A 23947-nucleotide genomic window follows, 5' to 3' on the forward strand; every position below is an offset into this window, starting at 1 on the left:
GCATATGACAAGTATGCTTGTTTTGAAAGCGTTTTCTTATTTCTTAGAGGAATACTTGGTTTTTCTGAAACTTTGGACAGGTCCGGTGTCCAAAACAAAATAGCAACCTCACCATGAAGCCTACTTAAAAGAAGGACATCCTATTAAGAATGTCCTTCAACCACTTTATTTTCACTTGCAATGACTAGATTTTTTCCTGATTGTTTTGCAACATATAGTGCATTGTCTGCACGGTGGAAAAGGGCCTGGAATGTTTCTTTAGATTCCTTATACCATGTTGCAACACCACATGAAATCGTTACTTTTGGATTTGATTGTAGTTCTACCCTTTTGCCAAGTCGCTCAGCCACAGCAATCCCTGACGTTAAACCAACTTTAGGCAAATAAATTGCCAACTCTTCTCCGCCCCATCTTGCTCCAATATCGTTATCACGGATGTTTTCCTTGATTAGATTGGCAATTTGAACGAGCGCTTCATCCCCTACTTGGTGACCATATGTGTCATTGATTCTTTTGAAATCATCAATATCGATTAAAATAAACGTACCAAAAGCGTCTGTTTCCAATGATTCTTGGACACATTCCTCTAAATAATTGCGTGAGTAAAGTTTTGTTAAATAATCCGTAATCACAAGCTTTTCAAGTTCTTCACGAAGAATCGAATTTGTAAAAGCTAGGGACGAATGGTGAATTAAGGACTGAAGAAGCTTAAATTTATCAAAAGAAAAGAAATATGGTGATTCATGTAAGACAATGGCAACTCCCAAAATTTCGTTACGCTGTACCATTGGAACGGACATCATCGAACGATAAGAGAACCCATTAAATGCTGGTTCTCCCTGTAAATCTCCGATAAAAAGAGGCTCTTTTTCTGATAAAATCCGGTCAAGGCTATATAAAACATAGGGTTCCCCATGCCCTTCTTCAAAAAAAGTAGTACTTCCAGGAAGTACCTCTATCTGCTCATTTGATTGTAAAAAGAAACCTACTTCATCGGCACCAAAAGAATTTCTGATCTGGGATGACATGAATGTCAATGTATCTATTAAACGCAAATTCGAATTTAATTTATGTGAAGTTTCGTTAATTAATTGAAGATCCGCAATTAATTGCTTTGATTGTTGGTAAAGTTGAGCATTTTCAAATGCATGTCCAGCAGTGTTGGCCAATAATTCAATAAACTGAATTTCTGATGTTGGAAATTCCGCTACATCATGAGCATTGATTTGCAATACTCCATAAACTCCCTGCCGCCCTTTTAGCGGAGCATAAATATTGGACATGTTTTCAGCAACCAAATTTTCAAGCTGCAAAGTTCCCGTTACAAACGCTTGCATGACAGGCGAGTTATCGCCATGTTCATATTCTTTAATTTCCTTAATGGGAATAACATTATGTCTCGTATTATCATGTGCAAGAAATAAGGTATATGTAAACGATGGGTATACATCTTGTAATGTATTTAAAACCTCTTCAAGCACAGCATCTATATCCATCGTTGAATGAAACTTCGAGGTTACTCTAAATAGTTGCTCGTATCTTAATTCTTCATTTGGAAACTTCACGATTAATCACCCATCTGACATTTGTACTTAATACATTTATTATAATAGAAAATGCACGAAAATGTCTCATTATCTATCAAAAAATCCAAATTTATTACAACTTTCATGTTTAAAATCAAAATCCACCAAAAAACGATGCGGTTCTTGCTGACTTTTGCATCATTTCATGAAAACTTGACTTCCTAATCTAAAAATCATATAATGGTCGTTGTGTAAAATATTGCAGCATATGTGAGTAGTTTTTGTTCTATTTTGTTCCTCTTGTGAGCTTTAGCTCATAGATGGTGTATCACGTAACCTTTGGCTGCTAGGGCGAAGATACATGAAAACAAAATAGTCGAGGGCATTAATCACATCTGTTTTTATTTTACAACAAAATAAAAACATTGAAGGAGGAGTCATTCATGGCTCGTTATACAGGTCCAAGCTGGAAATTATCCCGTCGTCTTGGCATTTCATTAAGTGGTACAGGTAAAGAATTAGAAAAGCGTCCTTACGCTCCTGGACAACATGGTCCAAACCAACGCAAGAAGCTTTCTGAATATGGTTTACAATTACAAGAAAAGCAAAAGCTTCGTCATATGTATGGTGTGAATGAGCGTCAATTCCGCAACACATTTTCAAATGCAAGCAAAATGCAAGGAATTCTTGGTGAAAACTTCATGATTCTTCTTGAATCACGTTTAGATAACCTAGTTTACCGTCTTGGTCTTGCTCGCACTCGTCGTGCAGCACGTCAATTAGTTAACCATGGTCACATTCTTGTTGATGGAAACCGTGTTGATATTCCATCTTACCGTGTAAAACCTGGTCAAACTATTACTGTTCGTGAAAAGTCACGTAACCTAGTTACAATCAAAGAAGCGATCGAAGCTACTACTTTCGTACCAGAATATTTAACATTTGATGCTGAAAAGTTAGAAGGAACTTATACTCGTTTACCAGAGCGTTCTGAACTACCAGCTGAAATTAACGAAGCATTCATCGTTGAGTTCTACTCACGTTAATCTTCCTAAAGAGGAAAGGGACATCCCTTTCCTCTTTTTTTATGGCTATTTTCGCAAACTTTGTTGTTTTTGATTAGCCTATTAATAAGTAGATTATTAGACACATGGGTGTTCCCTCTAGTGATTGGAGCGTATGGCGCGAGACTCCTGCGGGAATAGCGAGCCAAGCGAGACCCCGTAGTGAGGCACGAGCGAGGAGGCTTGCGGATCGCCCGCGGAAAGCGAGTGCCAGAAGCGGAAATCACCCTAGTTCCACAAATAAACTTTAGGTTAAGAACAACAATTTTTTAGAAAAAGAGCTTTTTTATACAAATAAGGTGCCCCTCAAGGAACACCTTATCTTATTAATATTTGATTAAGAAGTATTTTTTCTTACCGCGACGAATGACTGTGAATTGACCTTCGATACGATGTTGTTCGTTAAGAACCGCATCTACCTCTTGGATTCTCTCACCATTAACATAGATGGCACCATTGCCAATATCCTCACGTGCCTGACGCTTAGAAGGAGAAATCTTACTCATGACCAATAAATCAACTAAACTAACTTCTGCTTCCCCATCAAATTCATGGGAAGGTACATCCTTAAAGCCTTGTTTAATCTCTTCCGCACTTAATTCAATGATTGAACCACTGAACAATGCTGCAGAAATTTTCACCGCTTGCTCAAGCGCAGCCTCACCGTGTACCAATTTGGTTACCTCTTCTGCCAACGTCTTTTGAGCTAAACGTTTTTCTGGTGCATGTTGAATTTCCGCTTCCAGACTTTCAATTTCCTCTTTGGAAAGGAATGTAAAATATTTTAAATAACGAACAACATCACGGTCATCTGTATTAATCCAGAATTGATAAAACTCATATGGCGACGTTTTTTCTTTATCTAACCAAATCGTCCCACCTTCTGTTTTACCAAACTTTGTACCATCCGCCTTTGTTACAAGTGGAATGGTTAGACCAAAAGCTTTGGCGTCCTCGACTGTCTTACGGATTAATTCTAGTCCAGCCGTGATATTTCCCCATTGGTCACTTCCACCAATTTGTAGTCGGCATCCTTCATTTTCATACAGCTTTAAAAAGTCATAGGATTGCAAAATCATATAACTAAACTCTGTAAACGAGATCCCTGCATCTATTCGTGATTGAACTGAGTCTTTGGCTAGCATGTAATTAAGCCCAAAACTCTTTCCGATATCACGCAGGAAAGTGATTAAGTCCAGGCTTCCGATCCAATCATAGTTATTCGCAATTTGAGCTGGATTTCCCTCTGCTTCAAAATCTAAAAAGCGAGAAAGCTGTTCTTTGATGCTGTTGCTATATTGAACGACAACCTCTTTTGGATTTAATGTTCTTTCCGCCTTTTTACCGCTTGGGTCACCGATTAGACCAGTAGCGCCCCCAACTAAAGCAATCGGTTGGTGTCCAGCCAACTGGAATCTTCTCAATGTCAAGATCCCTACTAAATGGCCGATATGTAAGCTATCTGCTGTTGGATCAAATCCACAATACAATTTAATTTTTTCAGTCGCTAATATATTCTGTAACCCTTCTTGATCGGTTACTTGATTTATAAGACCCCTATAGGTCAAATCCTGAATAACATCCATTCTATTTTCAATTCTCCTTTTAACCTTATAATAAGGTTTTTCTATCACACTATGTCTAATATTGTCAAATTAAATAATGGAAATTCATAAAAAAATACTAAAGGCACTATGGTATATGCTATAATAAACTTGGATTTTTAGGGGGATGATTATGAATTTTAAAAAATCACAAATATTTGAAAAAATTAACTCTTTTTGGCAAAGAGTCACATCGAATAAAGTAGCAAGAGCAATTACTGGCAAGAGGACCCGTAAAGGTGTAAGAGTTACATATGGTGTTGTATGGAATTTATTTTTACTGTTCTTTATCATCGCGATACTCGGTCTTGGCTTTGCAGGTGGGGCAGGTGCTGGTTACTTTGCATCCCTAGTAAAGGACGAACCTGTTCGAAGCTACGAAAGTTTACAGAAAGATATTTATAATTACGAAGAAAATACAGAGGTGTACTTCGCAAACGAAATCTATCTTGGTCAATTGCGGGCAGACCTCCAACGTGAAGAAGTTTCTCTGGATGAAATTTCTCAGTATGTCAAGGATGCGGTAATTGCAACCGAAGACCAATACTTCTATAAGCATGATGGGGTTGTGCCAAAATCCATTTTACGTGCAATCGTACAGGATGTAACAAGTTCACCTGTCCAAACCGGAGGAAGTACACTAACACAGCAATTGATTAAGAACCAAATTCTATCAAATGAAGTTTCGTTTGATCGAAAGGCAAAGGAAATCTTAATTGCATTACGACTTGAAAAGTTTTTTGATAAAGATGAAATATTAGAAGCATACCTTAATATTATTCCATATGGCCGTAATTCATCAGGTCGAAATATTGCCGGTGTACAAACGGCAGCAAAAGGGATTTTCGGAGTGGACGCAAAGGATTTAAACCTGCCACAAGCAGCCTTTATCGCCGGTCTACCACAAAACCCATATGTTTATACTCCTTTCTCAAACCAGGGTGGAAAGGTAAAAGAAAATATTGAACCCGGTCTTAACCGAATGAAAACGGTCTTGGAGCGTATGCTTACAGGTGGCTTCATCACTCAGCAGCAATATGAGGAAGCTCTTGCATATGATATTCGTGCAAATTTTGCTCCACCAAAGTCAGAACCAACTGAAAAGTATCCTTGGTTAACTGCTGAAGTAGAAAAACGTGCCACTGATATTTTAATGAAAAAATTATCTGAAGAAGATGGATACGAGGAAAAAGATCTTGAAGACAACAAGGAACTACGAAGTCACTACCGTGAAATAGCTGACAAAAGTCTTCGTCAAAATGGATATAAAATCCATACTACGATTGACAAGGAAATTTTTGATGCTATGCAAGAGGTAGTCAAAAATTATCAATATTTTGGTCCAGATCAACCCGAAGACAAGGTAATTGATAAAGAAACCGGTGAAAAAGGAAAAGTATTGGAACCGGAAGAAACGGGTTCTGTTCTTATTGAAAATAGGACTGGAAAAATTATTAGTTTTGTGGCCGGTCGTGATTTCGAACGTGAACAAACAAACCATGCGATAAGTACCCGTCCTAATGGTTCGACAATGAAACCCCTCTTGGCGTACGCACCGGCAATGGAATTAGGATTGGTACAACCAGGAAGTGTCATAGCCGATGTGAAATTCAGCTATGGAAGTTACAAACCACAAAACGTTGGTGGTCCATACGACTTTGATGGTTTAATGTCTGCTCGACATGCATTACAAATCTCAAAGAATATACCAGCTATCAAAACGTATTTAAAAGCGTTTGATCAACGTCCAATTACGTTTTTAGAAAAAATGGGTTTCACTTCCTTAGTTGAACAGGATTACCACGCACCTTCACTTGCCATTGGTGGGATGACATATGGTGTTTCTGTTGAAGAGAATGTAAATGCGTTTGCGACATTTGCTAATGAGGGTAAGTTTATAGATGCTTATATGATTGAAAAGATCGTTACGAACGATGGTGAGGTCGTATACGAACATGAAAGCAAGCCTGTTGATGTATTTTCACCACAAACTGCATATTTAACGATTGATATGATGCGTGATGTTATAAATGGTGGTACTGCCTCATCTCTTAATGGTTATTTAAAGTTTAAAGCGGACTGGGCAGGTAAAACAGGTACAACTAACTTCGTTCAAGACGTATGGTTTGTTGCAACAAACCCGAATGTAACATTCGGACTTTGGATGGGCTATGATACACCAAAGTCAATACCTGCATCATATAAGGGACTATCCTATTCAAGGAGAAGTACTCTTCTATGGGCTCAGCAAATGAACGCAGTATATGATATTAGGCCTGAACTTGTTCAGCCAAAAGAGAACTTTAAAATGCCTGGCGGAATCGTATCACGTTCTTACTGTGGTATTTCAGGGTTACTCCCATCTGATTTATGTCGAGAAGCTGGTCTGGTTCAATCAGACATTTATAACGCAAAATATGTTCCGACTAAAGTAGATGACAGCCTTGTAAAAGGTAAGTATATTGAAGTAAACGGCAAAGCATATCGTGTACCAACAAGTGCTCCACAGGAATTTGTTCAGGAAGGAATTATGATAAAGAAGGAATTTTTAGAGGAACACGACTTAAAGGATGCAAAAGCAATTGAACAGTTACTTCCAAAAAACAGTCGATGGAAGAACCTTGTCATAACGGAAACAGCAGAGCTTAAAGATAATGGATCTGTTCCATCCCAAGTACAGGGTGCCTCTATTTCTTCTGGGATCCTAAGATGGGCAAAACATGAACACAATGATGTGATTGGGTATCGAATTTACGGTGCTTCTAATTTTACAGCAGATTTCAAAAAGATCGGAAGTATTCCTGCAACAAAAGATTTACAATTTAATGTTGGAAGTTCCGTTGCAGCCTATTATGTTACGGCCGTTGATGTCACTGGTAAAGAAACGCCACTTGCAAATTCAGTATTAGTTAAGAACGGTGACTACAAACCAGAGCCAGAAGTGGAAGTCGTTACTCCTCCAGCAGAGGAAGGAAAGGACAAAGATAACAAAGGTGAAAATGGAAATAAGGGAAACAACGGAAATGGTAATGGCAAAGATAATGGTGGAAATTAAAGGATAGAAAAAGAGGTGATCAATTGGATCACCTCTTTTTTGATGTTTTAATTTTCCATTGTAGATAGGTCGCCTGTTGGTAAATCAAGCTCCCACGCCTTAAGAACACGTCTCATGATTTTTCCACTACGCGTTTTTGGAAGTTTATCCTTAAACTCAATTTCTCGAGGGGCCGCATGTGCAGCTAATCCCTTTTTCACAAAATCTCTTATTTCTTCTTTTAATTCATCTGTCGCTTCATAACCATCAACTAATGCAACGAAAGCTTTAATGATTTCTCCGCGTACAGGGTCAGGCTTTCCGATAACACCAGCTTCAGCAATTGCAGGGTGTTCAACAAGCTTGCTCTCTACTTCAAATGGGCCAACCCGCTCTCCGGAGGTCATGATTACGTCATCCACGCGACCCTGGAACCAGAAATATCCATCTTCGTCCATATATGCTGAATCCCCTGATACATACCAATCACCTGGCATAAAGTAGGACTCATATTTGGACGGATTGTTCCAGATTTGATACATCATTGACGGCCAGCCTTTTTTAATGGCTAAGTTCCCCATCCGATTTGGAGGTAATTCATTGCCCTGGTCATCGACAATGGCTGCCTTTATTCCAGGGAATGGTTTACCCATAGAGCCTGGCTTAATCTCCATACAAGGATAATTACTAATCAACTGGGCGCCTGTTTCAGTCATCCACCAGTTATCATGAATGCGTAAATTGAAGACCTTAACTCCCCAACGAACAACTTCAGGGTTGAGTGGCTCACCAACACTTAATATATGGCGCAATGAACGTAGATCAAATTGTTTTACTAATTCGTCTCCTGCACCCATTAACATTCTAAAGGCAGTTGGTGCGCTATACCAAACAGTTATTCCGTAATCCTCAATGGTTTGGTACCAGTTTTCCGGACTAAATCGTCCTCCTACGATTACGTTGGATGCTCCATTTAGCCAAGGACCAAATATCCCATATGAAGTCCCTGTTACCCACCCTGGGTCAGCGGTGCACCAATAGATATCATCCTCTTTTAAATCAAGAATCCATTTTGCTGTTTGATATTGTTGAATCATAGCATTATGAACATGTAAGACCCCTTTTGGCTTACCTGTAGAACCAGAAGTATAGTGTAAGAGCATGCCGTCCGTTCTTTCCACCCATTCAATTTCTAGCTCTTTACTTGCCGTTTTTAACCGACCATTAAAATCAATAAAAGGACCATCCTCTGTTACATTCTCTCCAACTAAGACAATATGCTTTAATGCGGGTAATTCTTTGAAAGGAATACGATCTACTAAATCTGGAGTCGTGACAATCACTTTCGCTTCGCTATCGTCTAAACGGTCACGTACAGCACCTTCCATGAACGCTTCAAATAGCGGACCAACAATCGCTCCTAGTTTAATAGCCCCTAGTATTGCAAAATATAATTCAGGCGAACGGGGCATAAACACAAATACTCGATCCCCTTTTTCAACATCGGCAGCTTGTTTTAAAACGTTAGCAGCACGGTTTGTATATTCTTTCATTTCTTTAAATGTATACTTCTCATCACGAGTTGAATCACGGTAATAAAGGGCAATTTTATTTTTCCTCACACCCTCAGCATGGCGGTCAATAGCTTCATAGGCAATATTAACTTTACCTGTTTCAGACCAAGAAAAGTTTGATTCTACTTCCGTCCAATCAAAATTCGCATATGCTTCATCATAATCTTTTAAATTATAATTTCCTTTTGTTGCTGGCAGCGCTTCCACTTTCACATCACATTTCCCCTTTATGTAAGTTATTTACTATTCTATTATAAAATAAAACTCCTCTTTTCTCAATTTTTAAAATTTTATATATATAATATTTCTAGATATAATTGTATAATTAGTGTAGAAGAGTCTGTAAACGCTTCATTTTTGCTAGATTCATGTATAATGAAAGTGACTTTAGAATGGTGGTGACATTGTGGAGCATAAGAAAACATATAACGCTAAGGAACTAAAGACCCCTCATGGTACGCTCATTATAGAAGGTCCTATAACTGGAGAGGCACTTGCAAGCTATGAATTTCACGAGGACCTAGTAGCTTTTCGTACTCCAAACCAACAACATAAAGCATTGATTGAAATTGCAGATTTACCTGAAGGAAGGATTATTATCGCAAGAGAGCATAATACCATCGTTGGGTATGTTACATATCTATATCCAGACCCACTTGAACGTTGGTCTGAGGGAAAAATTGATAATTTAATAGAGTTAGGTGCAATTGAAGTTATTCCAAAGTTTCGCGGCTGTCAGGTTGGAAAAAATCTGTTATTTGTTTCAATGATGGATGATGCCATGGAGGACTACCTAATCATAACTACTGAATATTATTGGCACTGGGACTTAAAAGGCACTGGCCTTAATGTTTGGGAATATCGGAAGGTAATGGAAAAAATGATGAGTGCTGGTGGACTTGAATGGTTTGCAACAGACGACCCTGAAATTAGTTCACATCCTGCCAATTGTTTAATGGCTCGAATTGGGAAACGGGTTAATCAGGATACAATCGAAAGATTCGACAGGCTACGTTTTATGAATCGATTCATGTATTAAAGGATGTTCAAAGGTTAGGGGGATATACATGATTATTGAAGAAATTATGAAAAAAAATATATCAACGTTATCAGCTGACGATACCATTTCAACCGCAATCAAAATGATGGACGAAAAAAAAATCCGTCATATTCCTATCGTAGATCAACAGCAACATCTGATGGGGCTAATAAGTGACCGGGATATTCGTGATGCCAAGCCCTCCATTCTGGACTTTACAAACGAGGAAAAAACCCTTGAATCACCCATTAAAGAGATCATGGTGAAAGACGTGATAACCGGGCATCCACTTGATTTTGTTGAAGAAGTCACCGCTGTCTTTTCCCAGCATCGAATTGGCTGTCTACCCATTGAATCCAACGGAAAATTAGTTGGTATCATCACAGAAACGGATCTACTTCACACCTTTGCACAATTAACTGGTGCAAATCAACCAGGCTCCCAGCTAGAAATTAAGGTTCCGAATCAAGCAGGTACACTAGCAGAGGTTGTCAATGTCATTAAAAATCATAAAGTTAATATTCACAGCGTCCTTGTTTATCCCGATAAGGATGTCCAATATAAAATCCTTGTGCTACGAGTTCAAACAATGAATCCGAATAAAATCATTACAAACCTTAAAAATGAGGGCTACACTGTTATGTGGCCATCCTTTCCAGGGCTTTAATCATGGCAAATGAATCAGCTTTTATCTATTCGGATCAATTGTTAAAATATCGTTTTAGTGATGACCACCCCTTTAATCAAACAAGGGTAAAGCTTACATTTGATTTACTCAAAAGTTTAGATTTGTTAGATGACTCGGATATAATACCTCCTAGAATTGCAACCGATGAAGAATTGGCGCTTGTCCATGACCCAAGATTTATTGAAGCGGTCAAGTTAGCTGGAGAAGGTAAACTCTCTGAAGAAGTTGGACAAAGCTATGGAATCGGCACCGAGGATACCCCAATTTTTCCGGGGATGCACGAAGCAAGTGCTTTATTGGTTGGCGCTACCCTTTCTGCCGTTGACCATGTAATGTCTGGAAAGTCAAAGCATGCGCTTAATCTTGGTGGTGGTTTACATCATGGATTCAGGGGGAAAGCTTCCGGATTTTGTGTATATAATGACAGTGCTGTTGCAATTCGCTATATGCAAAAGAAATATAATGTAAGAGTGCTTTATGTTGATACAGATGCCCATCATGGTGATGGTGTTCAATGGACATTTTATGATGATCCTGATGTATGCACACTTTCCATTCATGAGACAGGTCGGTATCTCTTTCCTGGTACAGGAAACGTGACTGAGAGGGGCTCAGGCAAAGGCTATGGCTATTCCTTTAATGTCCCACTAGATGCCTTTACTGAGGATGAATCATGGTTGCACGCCTACACAACGGCTTTCACAGAGGTAGCCGAATTTTTCAAACCAGATGTCATCTTTACACAAAATGGTGTAGACTCCCATTATTATGATCCATTAACCCATTTGTCAGCCACAATGAAAATTTATCGAGAAATTCCCAAGCTTGCCCACAAGCTTGCACACCAATATTGCGATGGTCGCTGGATTGCAGTAGGTGGCGGCGGATATGATATATGGAGAGTTGTACCGAGAGCATGGTCTCTCATTTGGCTTGAAATGATTGAAAAATCGGAGATAGAAGGACCGCTACCAATTGATTGGATTAATAAATGGCAACCAAGCGCTAAATTAGCTCTTCCTGCTTTCTGGGATGATCAACCTACTATATATCCACCTATCCCTAGAAAATCGGAAATTGAAGAAAAAAATGCACTAACCGTTACAAAAACTCTTTATCCGATTCGTAATAAATAGAAAACACGGCAGTTGCCGTGTTTTCTTCATACCTTATTATTTGGTTGATTTTCTAAATTCAATACGGTGAGGTAAGATTACGATTTGTTCCTCTACATTTTCTTTGTTCATGAACTTTGTTAATAATCGCATAGCTACTGCACCAATGTCATACATTGGTTGAACAACTGATGTAAGCTGTGGGCGCACCATCACTGCTAAGCGTGTATTATCAAAGCCAATCACTTCTAAATCATCAGGAATCGAATAACCTAGGTCTTGTGCACTATGGATTACACCTAATGCCATTTCATCTGAACCAACAAAGACAGCTGTTGGCTTGTCAGCTAATTCATGGATTTTCTCGAATCCTTCAATACCTGAATCATATGTGTAATCACCCTCGATTACAAATTCTTCATTGTAAGAAAGACCAGCATCCTCAATTGCACGTTTATAACCAGCTAATTTCTTTTCACCATTAATTGGTTCATTTAATAACCCGCTAATAAAGGCAATTTTCTTATGACCTCTTTTAGTTAATTCAGTAACCGCATCATAGGATGCCTGCTCGACATCAATTGTTACAGCTGGGACTGAATTTGTACTTTCAACTGAGGCAGCTAATACAATCGGCACAGGAGATTTTTCGAATTCTTGGACATGTTCTTCTGTAATATTTCCACTCATGAATACAATACCGTCTACTTGTTTACCAAGCATTGTATTTAAAAGATGAAATTCTTTATCCTTGTTTTGGTCCGAGTTGCTAAGGATAATATTGTATTTATACATTGTCGCAATATCTTCGATTCCACGTGCAAGCTCTGAGTAAAAAATATTAGAGATATCTGGAATAATTACTCCGACTGTTGTCGTTTTTTTACTTGCTAATCCTCGAGCCACCGCATTTGGGCGATAGCCTAAACGATCAATTGCTTCCTGTACTTTTTTTCGGGTTGTTGGTTTTACATTAGGGTTACCATTTACAACACGTGATACGGTTGCCATCGATACATTGGCTTCCCTTGCTACATCATAAATTGTCACATTCATTGACAGCACTCCTTATTTCAAGTTACCACTTATATGTAGTATGAACTTTTTTATACAAACAAATGTCATATTTGCTTACTTTATGTAGATTATCATACGCTACTTAGTTTGTTAGGGCAATTACTTTGTGCACTTTTTAACAATTTCGTTAAAAAAGCTCTAAAAAACCTCCCACTATAGTAGTAGGAGGTTTTTATGAAAACTATACACGAACAGCTTGAGTTGCTTTAAGTTCTGTAATCCATTTTTCAAATTGATCAAAATCCATTTGCTGCGCTGAGTCTGATAAAGCAACTGCTGGATCTGGATGTACCTCCGCCATGACACCATCTGCTCCAATTGCTAAAGCTGCTTTAGCACATGGCAATAATAAATCACGACGTCCAGTTGAATGTGTTACGTCAACAAATACTGGTAAGTGTGTTTCCTGTTTTAAGATTGGAACCGCAGAAATATCTAATGTATTACGAGTAGCTTTTTCGTAAGTACGGATACCTCTCTCGCAAAGAATGATTTGGTCATTTCCTTGAGAAATAATATATTCAGCTGCATTTACGAACTCATCGATCGTAGCAGCTAATCCACGTTTCAATAATACAGGCTTCTTGACTGAACCTGCTGCCTTTAATAATTCAAAGTTCTGCATGTTACGGGCACCGATTTGAATGACATCAATGTAATCGCAAGCAACTTCAATATCTGCTGGATTGACAATTTCACTGATAACAGCCATATCAAACTCATCAGCAACACGTTTTAAAATTTGTAATCCTTCAAGCCCTAATCCCTGGAAGTCATAAGGGGATGTTCTTGGTTTAAAGGCTCCACCTCGAAGTAAACGTAAGCCATATTTTTTCGCCTCTGCTGCAACTGCAGCTGTTTGCTCATAGCTTTCAACGGCACAAGGGCCAACGATAAATTGTTGTGTACCATTACCAATTTTAACACCTTTTACATCCACAATTGTATCTTCAGGCTTCTTCTTACGTGAAACAAGGAGAGCTTTGCGATGATCATCTTCTTGTATCTCAAGACCTGCTTTAAAGATTTCTTTGAAGATATGTTGAATGGTTGATGTTTCAAATGGTCCTTCATTATGTTCCAAAATATTATTTAACATTGTTCTTTCGCGTACCGGATCATAACGATTAACACCTTGTGTTTCTTTTACTTTTCCAATCTCTTGAACCAATTTACCACGTTCACTAATAAGTTTTAGAATTTCCAGATTAATTTCTTCCACTCTATCGCGAAGATTATCCAATTCTGCTTTACTCATCTCACTCTTCCTTTCTTCACAGCTATATGTCGCAATCTAATTGAAAATATGGTACATTTCAAGTAATTAAAATTCATTATAAACGAAATCGTTCGAACTGTCACGAATTTTTTTATTACTTAAACGCTTTTAAGCAATAAAGTATAATATGACTCTAATATATAATAGGTGAATACATAATGGAAAATAAATCAACAGTTTTTGCACTTGATATTGGAACACGTTCTGTAGTCGGACTTATTGCTGAAAAAACGGGTTCCTCATATAAAATAATTGATATTGTCATACGTGAACATAAGGAACGAGCAATGGTTGATGGGCAAATTCATGATATTATTGCTGTCTCTAATGTAATACGTGACATTAAAGAAACACTAGAGGTAAAGCATGGTAAATTAACTAAAGCAGCTGTTGCTGCTGCAGGGAGATCCTTAAAGACCGAACGTTCAAGAGAAACCATACAGATCTCTTCCATGCCTTTGATTCAAAGGGAAGATATTTTACACTTAGAATTAAGTGCTGTCCAAAAAGCCCAATATGCATTAGCCGAAAAAAATCAATCCGAAAAAAGCCATGATTACTACTGTGTAGGTTATTCTGTCATCCATTACTTTTTGGACAATCAAGAAATAGGGAGCTTAATTGACCAACAAGGAAATGAAGCCAGCGTTGAAATCATCTCGACGTTCCTACCTAAAGTCGTAGTTGAATCATTAATATCAGCTTTGCACCGAGCAGATCTTGATATGCAGGCGCTAACTCTTGAGCCTATTGCTGCGATTAATGTACTCATTCCACAATCGATGAGGAGATTAAACGTGGCGTTAGTTGATATTGGTGCAGGGACTTCTGATATTGCCATTACGGATGAAGGAACCGTTGTCGCTTATGGGATGGTACCAATCGCAGGGGATGAGATTACGGAAGCAATTAGTGACCAGCTTCTCCTCGACTTTCCACTAGCCGAGCAAGCAAAACGTGATTTATTAGCTTATGACACCATTCAAGTTGTCGATATACTTGGTTTTGAAATTGAAATCAGCAGGCAAGAAGTGATTGAAAAAATTTCTGATTCGATAGATCGATTAGCAGAATCAATACAGGGCGAGATATTAAGTTTAAATAAAAATAAATCCCCTAAAGCAGTCATGCTCGTTGGTGGAGGCAGCTTAACTCCTGAACTTCCAAAACGGCTTGCGCACTTACTTGGATTGCCAGATAACCGTGTTGCGATTCGCGGTATTGATGCCATTAATCAGATTGAATTGACGGAGCATATTAAAAAAGGGCCTGAACTCGTAACACCAATTGGAATAGCTGTTGCATCAAGTCAATCACCTGTCCATTATGTCAATGTAACAGTCAATCAAAAATCAGTAAGACTTTTTGAAATGAAACGTTTAACTGTTGGTGATAGCTTACTAGCAGCTGGAATTAAGCTACATAAACTTTATGGAAAACCTGGATTGGCGATGATTGTAAAGGTTAACCACCAGACCATCACCATTCCTGGAGGATATGGAGAATCTCCTATCCTTTTAAAAAATGGGGTACCATGTTCATTTGAGGATGAAATTACAAATGGTGACGAAGTCATAGTTAGCAAAGGAAACGACGGTGCAATGGCTAGCGTGATGATTAAGGAACTGATTGACGATATCCCTCAAAAAAGAATTTTCATGAATGGCGAGGAAGTAGTGATAACAGCGACTATCAAGCAAAATCATCAATTAGTTAATCCGGAAAGCTTTGTCCAAGATCATGATGAAATATCATTTTATTTTCCTGAGACGATTGAAGAAATGATCCGGGCAAGTAACTATCCATTATATGATGAATTGATAAATGAGTTTACCATTTCATTAAACGAGCAAAACATCCAGCTCGAACAATTTTCTAGCAAAATAACAAGAAACGGAGTAAAAATTCCTATACATTCACCATTTATGGATGAGGATTCCTTTGAAATAGAACCGGGGGCAACCCCAACCTTACGCCTATTTGCAGAAACACAAAAAATACAAATGGACTATACCATTCAAGTATTCTTTAAAGAAAAAATGATATCCCTTAAAAAGCCATTACATGAGTTTTATCGAAATGGAAAAATTCTTCTTGAAGATGATATTCTTAAACATGGTGATAAACTTCAAATGAGAGCTAAAGAGGCAGAACCTTTTATATTTCAGGATTTATTTCGCTTTGTTGATATCCAATTACCTACAGATTCAATTGGAAGGTTTAAGCTTTTAAAAAATGAAGAAGAATGCACATTTTATGATGTCCTGTCACCCGGGGATCATTTAGACATTGTTTGGTCAGAAAAATCAATTTCATAAAGAAAACCTGCATCTAAGATCAAGGGGCTCGTACTATCGGTTGGGGAGACAGGTTAAGCACCCGATTTGATAATAGACGGAAAAATTCCACTTAATTAGTAATTATTGTTAAAAAAGACCAAAATAGACGTAGAGATTCCGCCTATTGGCTTGAAAAATTCGAAAATAGGTTTTTTTGCTGTGCATAAGCGAAAAAAATCCCCTTATATAAGCAGAAACAAGCTCCAATCTGCATTTAACCGGAAAAAATCCGCTTATTTTACTTTGCTGGTTACTTGATTAAGGACAAGATATCAAACTTCTGTACAAAGAAAATTTTAATGTCTAAAACGTTATCTAATTTAACGTTTAATAGGCTCTAATTTAGTTGATAAATTAGAGCCTAATTTTATTTCCGTGTTTTGCACCCTAAAACAGAACCCATAGCTATGTGAGCCATGGACTTTTTTTATTCGCCTGCTGCAACTAATGATTGTTTTGTAATACTTCGATGAGAGGCATTCCATTTTACCTTTCCATCCTCAAATAGAAGTGCCTGTGGTGATTCATGTTTAATTTCAAAGTGTTCCGCAATGTAAGTAGAGAGTTCTCTTGCTTCTTGAACATAAAGATAATACGTTGGTGCATCCTCATGTTCTGCCACAAATTGCTCATACTCATCAAACGCGGCTTTGCTTATCGGACATGTTAAACTGTGCTTTATTAATATAAATTGGTTTTCTTTTTCAAGGACTTGGTTAAACTCCTCAATGGATTCAATCTTTGTTTTCCCCATCTTTTCATCTCTCCTATTCATTTGTTTGTGTATGTTTCTCGGCTTCTGTGAGGGCTTGCTGTGCTTCAGCTAGCTTTTCTTGGAATAATTCTTCATTTTTAGCATGATCCCCACTGCGATTCAGTTCATCTGAAGTTGTAGTTGTAGCTACAGCTGCTTCTGGTTCCTCGCTGTTTTGACCAATAGGAGCCTTAAAATCTTTTACTTTTGTTAAAATTTGATTAGACTGTTCAGAAATCGTTTTAGATAGTGAATTTGTTTTTTCCTTTACAACAGAGGCTTGGTCATTAATCTGTTTGCGTAGATCCTGTCCTGTTTTTGGTGCTAGAAATAGTGCTGTTGCAGCTCCAACCGCTGCACCTACAATTGTTCCAAGAATAAAGTTTGAACCACTATTTTTTCCCATTGGAATCCCCTTTCTTTAATTCGAAAAATGTTTATCATGCTTTTGTTTCTTATCTTTCCATTTATCCCACATCTCTATAACAGCATTCCCTACTTGAACAACCTGTGAGATTTTGGCTTTATTTTTATCCAATTGCACAGCAACTTCTTCTGTCACATTTCCTATTGATTTATTAAAGCGTTGCAATGAAGTTCCAACATCCTTAACAGCGTCAACGACTGTATTCAGACTTTCAGACTTCTGCTGAATATCTTCTGCAAGCTTATTTGTTTTATGCAACAGTGCAGTCGTTTCACTTGTGACGCCTTCCATTTGTTTTTCTAGCCCAGATAAAGTTCCCGCCACATTATCTAATGTTGTTTGAAGAGAACGAAGTGTTTTTGAGAGATAGATAACTAAAATTAAAAATGCCACTGCAATTACTGCAACACTTATGTAAACGATAAGAATCATCTTGGTGCACCTCCTATATCTTTCTTACCCATCTTTCCTATTATTAATCATATACCCCTAATGTTAAAGTTTCGACATTTCCTATTAAAATCCTTCACGGAATTTTAGTAAACAATTTTCTTCTATTAGGTTACAATAAGATTGTACATAAGCATAAGGATATGGAGGCAATAAACATGAAAGATCCACGTATTGAAACACTCGCTCGTAATTTAATTAATTACTCTGTGCGCCTCAAGGAAGGCGAAAAAGTACTAATTGAAAACTTCGGCCTACAGCGTGAACTTGTAATCGCGTTAATTAACGAAGCATATAAAGCAGGTGGTTACCCATTTGTATCATTAAAGGACCATCAAGTTGACCGTGCGCTATTACTGGGAGCACAGGAAAAACAATTTGAGATGAAAGCAGATTTTGAAGCAAAAGTGATGAGTAAGATGGATGCCTATATCGGCCTTCGTTCTGGAGATAACATTAATGAACTAGCAGATGTTCCAGATGATAAAATGAAAATTGAAGGAAATACAGTCGGTAAAAAAGTGCATCGTGAAATTCGTGTACCAAAGACAAAATGGGTCGTTCTTCGTTATCCAAATTCTTCAATGGCTCAGCTTGCAAAAATGAGCACGGAAGCTTTTGAAGATTTTTATTTCAATGTTTGTAATCTAGACTATGGAAAAATGAGCAATGCAATGGATGCACTTGTTGAACTTATGGACAAGACAGATAAGGTTCGCCTTACTGGTCCAGGTACTGACCTTACTTTCTCCATTAAAGGAATCAAAGCTATCAAATGCGCTGGTGAAATGAATATTCCAGATGGCGAGGTATATACGGCACCTGTTCGTGATTCAATTAATGGTACCCTAACTTATAATACACCTTCACCATATCAAGGCTTTACGTTTGAAAATGTTTCCCTTACATTCAAGGATGGAAAAATTGTTGAAGCAACAGCGAACGATACAGAGCGTATCAATAAAATTCTTGATACAGATGAAGGGGCACGTTATATCGGTGAGTTTGCAATCGGTGTTAATCCATATATCCAACATCCAATGCAGGACATTCTATTTGACGAAAAAATTGATGGTAGCTTCCACTTCACACCTGGGCAAGCCTATGATGATGCCTATAACGGAAATAACTCGAATATCCACTGGGATATGGTAAATATCCAACGCCCTGAGTATGGCGGTGGGGAAATCTATTTCGATGATGTGCTCATTCGAAAAGATGGCCGTTTCGTCATCCCAGAACTTGAACCATTAAATCCAGAAAATCTAAAATGATACTGAAATGCGCAAGTGCCTTGAAAGAGGAACATCCTCGAAAATGCGGTGCATTTTCTTCGTGCGATGCTTATGCTGTCGAAGCCTTCCTTGTCCTGTGCAAGTCCGACAAACATAAGAAAAGCCGGCGCGAGAAGGATGCAGTTTATCCTTCTTGACGGATTGGCTTATGACCTCGAGGGGCTAGGCACTGGAGCTGGACATAAGAAAAAAAAGACCTTTGCGAAATGAATCGCAAAGGTCTTTTTTTGATTAAACAGAAGCCTTTTCGTATGCGTCTTGAAATTTTTGAATATCTCCTGCTCCCATAAAAATCAACACACTGTTCTCGTGTTTTTTAAGTATAGAAGTATTATCCTCTTTAATTAATTCAGCCCCAGGAATCTTACCTTGTAAGTCAACAATTGAAAGTTCCCCTTTATTCTCGCGAGCTGAGCCAAAAATATCACAAAGATATACTTGATCCGCTTTTTCCAAGCTTGTCGCAAAGTCATCTAAAAATGTCTGTGTTCTTGTAAACGTATGTGGTTGGAAAATCGCCACTATTTCACGATCAGGGTATTTTTGTCGTGCCGCCTCAATAGTTGCATTGATTTCTGTCGGATGATGTGCGTAGTCATCAATTAAGATTTGATCTCCCACTCGCTTTTCGGAAAATCTTCTCTTCACACCCTGGAAGCTTAATAAACGCTCTTGAATAATGGACACATCAATATTTTCATAATGGCAGAGTGTAATCACACCTAAAGCATTTAATACATTATGGTTTCCATATCCATGGATTGAAAAGGTAGCAAAAAATGTATTACGTACAAACACATCGAAGGTCGTACCCTCTGTGCTCTTTTTAATATTACGTGCCTGGAAATCATTTTCTTCACCAAATCCATAGAAAACAACTGGAACCTTCGCTTGGATGCTTTGAAGATACTCATCATCTCCACATGCAATAATTCCCTTTTTCACCTGAAGTGCCATTTCTTGAAAAGCATTAAATACATCATCAACATTTGCGAAATAATCTGGATGGTCAAAATCAATGTTTGTCATGATCGCATAGTCAGGATGATAGCTTAAGAAATGTCGTCTGTATTCACATGCTTCAAACACAAAGTTTTTATTATTCTCGGATCCAACCCCAGTTCCATCACCAATTAAATAAGAAGTTGGCTCTGCTCCCTGCAACACATGTGCAAGTAGGCCAGTCGTAGAAGTTTTTCCATGGGAGCCTGTTACAGCAACGCTCGTATATTGTTTCATAAACTCACCTAGGAAACGGTGGTATCGAATAACAGGTAGGCCCATTTCAATTGCTTTTGCTATTTCTTCATGTGTATCAGGATAGGCATTCCCGGCAATAACCGTCAGACCTTCATGAATATTGTCCTCATTAAAAGGCAATATCTTTATTCCTCGTGCCTCTAAGGGCATTTGTGTGAAATAAAATTTTTCATGGTCAGACCCTTGAACTTCATAATTCATGTCATGAAGTATCTGTGCCAATGAACTCATGCCAGTACCTTTGATTCCAACGAAGTGGTAAACTGTCATATAAAGAACCTCCAACAATGTCTATCTGTAAGACAGTATATGAAATTCATCTAGTTTTGATAATTGTACCCATGATTTTGAGATTGGTGCTAATGAATTTTATGTAATATACAATCATCTCACATTTTTTCATTATAGCACTAATCAATGGTTAAGACCATTACGAAAAAATGACTAGAAATTCGTCGAAGATATGTAGTTTGTCCCACATACTAAGAACCAGTGTGGGATAAGTTACCCTTATTATGAACGTTGGAGCATAGAAATAACCTTTCGCTATGTAGTTTTAGGGCTTTTTTAACTAAAAAAACGAAAGGCCGATAACAAAAGTTATCAGCCTTCATAAAACTCAGCAAGTTCCTCTTCCGTAATTAACACATCACGTGGTTTACTACCACGAGATTCCGAGATAATCCCCTGCTCCTCCATCATATCGATGAGACGCGCTGCACGATTATAGCCTATTCTAAATCGTCGTTGTACACTTGAGGTAGACGCTCCCCCATGTTCTAATACAAACTCACATGCTTCTAAAAACAACTCATCCTCGTCATTTGAAATGGAAGCCTTCTTTAAAAGCTCGTCTTGCTCAAACATATAGCTTGGTTTCATTTCTGCTTTCACGAAATCAACAACAGCTTCGATTTCATCATCGGAAACAAAATTTCCTTGGACACGAAATGGCTTAGATGAGCCATTCTCAAGGAATAGCATATCCCCTTTACCAAGTAGCTTTTCTGCCCCGCTAGAGTCAATAATTGTTCTAGAATCCACCTGGGAAGAAACTGAAAATGCGATACGTGTTGGAATATTTGCCTTAATTAAACCAGTGATGACATCAACAGATGGTCGTTGTGTCGCAAGAATTAAATGGATTCCACACGCTCTTGCTTTCTGAGCAATTCGGCAGATGGAATCTTCGACATCTCCTGGTGCAACCATCATCAAATCAGCTAACTCATCAATGATAATAACAAGGTATGGAAGCTTTCCGCTTTTTTCATCATGCTTTTTCACCATCTCATTATATCTGCCAATATCACGAACTCCGGTATGAGCAAATAGTTCATATCGTCTTTCCATTTCCTCAACTGCCCACTTAAGAGAAGCCGTTGCCGCCTTCACATCCGTAATAACAGGACTCACAAGATGAGGAATATGATTATATGGCGCAAGCTCGACCATTTTCGGATCAATTAAGAGTAGCTTTACTTCATCTGGAGAAGCCTTATAAAGTAAACTTACAAGCATCGCATTAATGCAGACACTTTTACCAGAACCAGTCGCACCGGCGATTAATCCATGTGGCATCTTTTGCAAATCCGTCACAATTGGCTTACCCGAAATATCAAGACCCATAGCCACGGTTAATGGGGATTTATTCGATGTAAATTCCGAGCTTTGGATAATTTCTTTTAAAAGCACAGGCTTGCTTTTTTTATTCGGGACTTCAATTCCAATTGTGTTTTTTCCTGGAATCGGCGCTTCAATTCGAATATCCTTCGCAGCTAAGCTCAATTTTATATCATCTGTTAGGTTTGTTATTTTATTCACCTTCACCCCAGGTTCAGGATGTACTTCAAATCTAGTAACAGCCGGACCCTGAGTGACATTCACGACTTTTGCTCCCACTTTGAAATTTCGAAGTGTTTGGTCAAGAATATTTCTCTGTTCCAAAAGCCACTGACTGTCATCGTGCTGCTCGGCAGGCGGTGCATTTAAAAAAGAAAGCCCCGGAAACGAGTAGCTTGAGATTAGCTCTTCGTTTGGTGAATGTAATTCCAATTCCTGCTGTTTGGCTTGTTCCATTTCTGTAGATGTTTCCTGCAGAATCGGTTGTTCCTGTTTTTTATCAGATTCAGTAGGCTCTTTAGCATCTGGCTGACTTACTTGTCTCGTTTCCTTTTGCGACAATTTCTGTTTATCCTTTTTAAACATTAAAACATTAAAAGGAATATGGGACCTTCTCGGCTCTGAATTTATCTGTTCTTGTCTCTGTATTTGTTCAGCGTGTGGATCAGCCTCATCCACTTCAACGGAATCCTCGTTTACTTCCGCTTTATGTTCTGTACTTACTTCCATAATATCCGTATCATCAGTAGGTTGCTGTGGTTCTTCTACCATACTTTCAGTTTCTACCATATCTTGTTCAATCACATTCGGTTCAATAGAAACATCAGGCACTTCCGTGGTAGAAGTCAGTATTGGGGTTTCCTCGCTATTAGAATCTTGGGTCGAAACCTGTACTGGTGTTTCCTCACTAATAAAATCTCGGGTTGAATCCTGTACCGGTGTTTCTTCACTTATAGAATCTTGGGTAAAAACCTGTACCGGTGTTTCCTCTCTAATAGAATCTTGGGTTGAAACCTGTACTGGTGTTTCCTCACTAATAGAATCTCGGGTTGAAACCTGGAACGGTGTTTCCTCGCTAATAGAATCATGAGTGGGAACCTGTACTGAAGTTTCCTCACTAATAGAATCCTGGGTTGATACCTGTACCGGTGTTTCCTCACTAATAGAATCTCGGGTCGAAACCTGTACTGGTGTTTCCTCACTAATAGAATCTTGGACATATGGCTCCAAATAATCTAGTTCTTCCTTAGCTTCTTCTTCCCTTATTAGTTGGTTCGCAAAGCTGACAACCTTTTGCTGCTTTTCTACATCGGAAACAATCTGAAGTTCAGGTTTCACTTGCTCCGTTTGTAGAATTGTAGGAGCAACTTCTTCTTGTGCTTCTTTCCATGCCCTAGCAATTGATTCTGTATCCGTGATAGGTGTTAAAGGAAGTTCAAACTCTATTGTTTCATGAGGCTTTGGCTTACTTAGACCATATACTGGGGAAGGCGTTTCAGTTGGCCGAAAAGGTTGTTTCTCCTGTACCTTAACAACGGGTTTAGGATTCGTATTCCTTTTTGGTTGTGAGGTACTAGTTTGTTGAGTCCGCCTTCTCTGCACCTTTTCAGTTTTTCTGATTTCTTGATCAGGAATGACTGGAAACCTGAATTTCCCCTTTGGGTATTCATATGTAACTCTTGCCTCAATATGTTTATTCTGTCGGATTTGAGTCGTATTTATTTCAATTGGATCTTCATCGTCCGCCTTAAAAAAATGTAGTAATCTTTTTATCCAATTCACAACTATCACTCTTCCAT

General features: G+C 38.3%; 17 protein-coding genes. 7 read left to right on the forward strand and 10 right to left on the reverse strand.

Annotated features, from left to right (window positions below; translation table 11 throughout):
- Nucleotides 1-143 precede the first annotated feature (143 nt).
- Nucleotides 144-1565, reverse strand: coding sequence for a sensor domain-containing diguanylate cyclase (locus DZB84_RS08210; protein ID WP_116351779.1), 1422 nt, complete (start codon nucleotides 1563-1565; stop codon nucleotides 144-146).
- Nucleotides 1566-1969: 404 nt separating this feature from the next.
- Here DZB84_RS08210 and rpsD point away from each other — a divergent pair, with 404 nt between their 5' ends.
- A complete protein-coding gene (gene rpsD / locus DZB84_RS08215) occupies nucleotides 1970-2572 on the forward strand; it encodes a 30S ribosomal protein S4 (protein ID WP_116351780.1) in 603 nt (200 codons plus the stop codon).
- Nucleotides 2573-2916: 344 nt separating this feature from the next.
- Here the strand turns inward: rpsD and tyrS are convergent, their stop codons facing one another.
- Nucleotides 2917-4176, reverse strand: coding sequence for a tyrosine--tRNA ligase (tyrS, locus tag DZB84_RS08220; RefSeq protein ID WP_116351781.1), 1260 nt, complete (start codon nucleotides 4174-4176; stop codon nucleotides 2917-2919).
- 151 nt (nucleotides 4177-4327) lie between these two features.
- Here tyrS and DZB84_RS08225 point away from each other — a divergent pair, with 151 nt between their 5' ends.
- Nucleotides 4328-7249 carry a transglycosylase domain-containing protein gene (locus tag DZB84_RS08225; RefSeq protein WP_116351782.1) on the forward strand — a complete coding sequence of 974 codons (2922 nt, stop codon included), beginning with the start codon at nucleotides 4328-4330 and terminating at the stop codon, nucleotides 7247-7249.
- A 47-nt stretch (nucleotides 7250-7296) separates the two neighbouring features.
- On the opposite strand, the gene acsA is transcribed toward DZB84_RS08225, so the two are convergent.
- A complete protein-coding gene (gene acsA, locus DZB84_RS08230; RefSeq protein WP_116351783.1) occupies nucleotides 7297-9015 on the reverse strand; it encodes an acetate--CoA ligase in 1719 nt (572 codons plus the stop codon).
- A 193-nt stretch (nucleotides 9016-9208) separates the two neighbouring features.
- Between acsA and DZB84_RS08235 the strand changes: the two genes are divergently transcribed.
- Genes DZB84_RS08235 through DZB84_RS08245 form a run of 3 tightly spaced genes read left to right on the forward strand, consistent with a single transcriptional unit; the run spans nucleotide 9209 to nucleotide 11665 of the window.
- Nucleotides 9209-9841 carry a GNAT family N-acetyltransferase gene (locus tag DZB84_RS08235; RefSeq protein WP_116351784.1) on the forward strand — a complete coding sequence of 211 codons (633 nt, stop codon included), beginning with the start codon at nucleotides 9209-9211 and terminating at the stop codon, nucleotides 9839-9841.
- Between the two features lie 28 nt (nucleotides 9842-9869).
- The gene (locus tag DZB84_RS08240; protein ID WP_116351785.1) at nucleotides 9870-10508 is read left to right on the forward strand and encodes an acetoin utilization AcuB family protein; all 639 of its coding nucleotides are present in this window, start codon (nucleotides 9870-9872) and stop codon (nucleotides 10506-10508) included.
- 2 nt (nucleotides 10509-10510) lie between these two features.
- Nucleotides 10511-11665: an acetoin utilization protein AcuC gene (locus DZB84_RS08245; protein WP_116351786.1), complete on the forward strand. Its 1155-nt coding sequence runs from the start codon at nucleotides 10511-10513 to the stop codon at nucleotides 11663-11665.
- A gap of 36 nt (nucleotides 11666-11701) precedes the next feature.
- On the opposite strand, the gene ccpA is transcribed toward DZB84_RS08245, so the two are convergent.
- Together ccpA and DZB84_RS08255 are read right to left on the reverse strand one after the other, a co-directional pair.
- Nucleotides 11702-12700, reverse strand: coding sequence for a catabolite control protein A (gene ccpA / locus DZB84_RS08250; RefSeq protein WP_116351787.1), 999 nt, complete (start codon nucleotides 12698-12700; stop codon nucleotides 11702-11704).
- 202 nt (nucleotides 12701-12902) lie between these two features.
- Nucleotides 12903-13979 (reverse strand): bifunctional 3-deoxy-7-phosphoheptulonate synthase/chorismate mutase, encoded by a 1077-nt coding sequence (locus tag DZB84_RS08255; RefSeq protein WP_116351788.1) that lies wholly within the window; start codon nucleotides 13977-13979, stop codon nucleotides 12903-12905.
- Between the two features lie 179 nt (nucleotides 13980-14158).
- On the opposite strand from DZB84_RS08255, the gene DZB84_RS08260 reads away from it, so the two are divergent.
- Nucleotides 14159-16318 carry a cell division protein FtsA gene (locus DZB84_RS08260; RefSeq protein WP_116351789.1) on the forward strand — a complete coding sequence of 720 codons (2160 nt, stop codon included), beginning with the start codon at nucleotides 14159-14161 and terminating at the stop codon, nucleotides 16316-16318.
- 448 nt (nucleotides 16319-16766) lie between these two features.
- On the opposite strand, the gene ytxJ is transcribed toward DZB84_RS08260, so the two are convergent.
- From ytxJ to DZB84_RS08275, 3 genes are read right to left on the reverse strand one after another with little or no spacing between them, the layout of a single operon-like run.
- Nucleotides 16767-17093, reverse strand: coding sequence for a bacillithiol system redox-active protein YtxJ (gene ytxJ / locus DZB84_RS08265; RefSeq protein ID WP_116351790.1), 327 nt, complete (start codon nucleotides 17091-17093; stop codon nucleotides 16767-16769).
- Nucleotides 17094-17106: 13 nt separating this feature from the next.
- Nucleotides 17107-17499 (reverse strand): YtxH domain-containing protein, encoded by a 393-nt coding sequence (locus DZB84_RS08270; protein WP_116351791.1) that lies wholly within the window; start codon nucleotides 17497-17499, stop codon nucleotides 17107-17109.
- A 15-nt stretch (nucleotides 17500-17514) separates the two neighbouring features.
- Entirely contained in the window at nucleotides 17515-17952 is a 438-nt protein-coding gene (locus DZB84_RS08275) for a DUF948 domain-containing protein (protein ID WP_116351792.1), read from the reverse strand.
- Between the two features lie 176 nt (nucleotides 17953-18128).
- Between DZB84_RS08275 and DZB84_RS08280 the strand changes: the two genes are divergently transcribed.
- The gene (locus DZB84_RS08280; RefSeq protein WP_116351793.1) at nucleotides 18129-19244 is read left to right on the forward strand and encodes an aminopeptidase; all 1116 of its coding nucleotides are present in this window, start codon (nucleotides 18129-18131) and stop codon (nucleotides 19242-19244) included.
- A 252-nt stretch (nucleotides 19245-19496) separates the two neighbouring features.
- Here DZB84_RS08280 and murC read toward each other — a convergent pair whose 3' ends face one another.
- A complete protein-coding gene (gene murC, locus DZB84_RS08290) occupies nucleotides 19497-20795 on the reverse strand; it encodes a UDP-N-acetylmuramate--L-alanine ligase (RefSeq protein WP_116351795.1) in 1299 nt (432 codons plus the stop codon).
- A 333-nt stretch (nucleotides 20796-21128) separates the two neighbouring features.
- A complete protein-coding gene (locus DZB84_RS25545; RefSeq protein WP_116351796.1) occupies nucleotides 21129-23930 on the reverse strand; it encodes a DNA translocase FtsK in 2802 nt (933 codons plus the stop codon).
- Between the last annotated feature and the right edge of the window lie 17 nt (nucleotides 23931-23947).

The sequence above is a fragment of the Bacillus sp. HNG genome, from assembly GCF_003400205.1.
Classification (GTDB): Bacteria; Bacillota; Bacilli; order Bacillales; family Bacillaceae_L; genus Ferdinandcohnia.

Excerpts from the sequence above, each read along its gene's own strand:
- rpsD (WP_116351780.1), top strand. The coding sequence starts at position 1,970 with ATGGCTCGTTATACAGGTCCAAGCTGGAAATTATCCCGTCGTCTTGGC.
- tyrS (WP_116351781.1), bottom strand. The coding sequence starts at position 4,176 with ATGGATGTTATTCAGGATTTGACCTATAGGGGTCTTATAAATCAAGTA.
- DZB84_RS08225 (WP_116351782.1), top strand. The coding sequence starts at position 4,328 with ATGAATTTTAAAAAATCACAAATATTTGAAAAAATTAACTCTTTTTGG.
- DZB84_RS08240 (WP_116351785.1), top strand. The coding sequence starts at position 9,870 with ATGATTATTGAAGAAATTATGAAAAAAAATATATCAACGTTATCAGCT.
- DZB84_RS08245 (WP_116351786.1), top strand. The coding sequence starts at position 10,511 with ATGGCAAATGAATCAGCTTTTATCTATTCGGATCAATTGTTAAAATAT.
- ccpA (WP_116351787.1), bottom strand. The coding sequence starts at position 12,700 with ATGAATGTGACAATTTATGATGTAGCAAGGGAAGCCAATGTATCGATG.
- DZB84_RS08255 (WP_116351788.1), bottom strand. The coding sequence starts at position 13,979 with ATGAGTAAAGCAGAATTGGATAATCTTCGCGATAGAGTGGAAGAAATT.
- DZB84_RS08260 (WP_116351789.1), top strand. The coding sequence starts at position 14,159 with ATGGAAAATAAATCAACAGTTTTTGCACTTGATATTGGAACACGTTCT.
- ytxJ (WP_116351790.1), bottom strand. The coding sequence starts at position 17,093 with ATGGGGAAAACAAAGATTGAATCCATTGAGGAGTTTAACCAAGTCCTT.
- DZB84_RS08270 (WP_116351791.1), bottom strand. The coding sequence starts at position 17,499 with ATGGGAAAAAATAGTGGTTCAAACTTTATTCTTGGAACAATTGTAGGT.
- DZB84_RS08275 (WP_116351792.1), bottom strand. The coding sequence starts at position 17,952 with ATGATTCTTATCGTTTACATAAGTGTTGCAGTAATTGCAGTGGCATTT.
- DZB84_RS08280 (WP_116351793.1), top strand. The coding sequence starts at position 18,129 with ATGAAAGATCCACGTATTGAAACACTCGCTCGTAATTTAATTAATTAC.
- murC (WP_116351795.1), bottom strand. The coding sequence starts at position 20,795 with ATGACAGTTTACCACTTCGTTGGAATCAAAGGTACTGGCATGAGTTCA.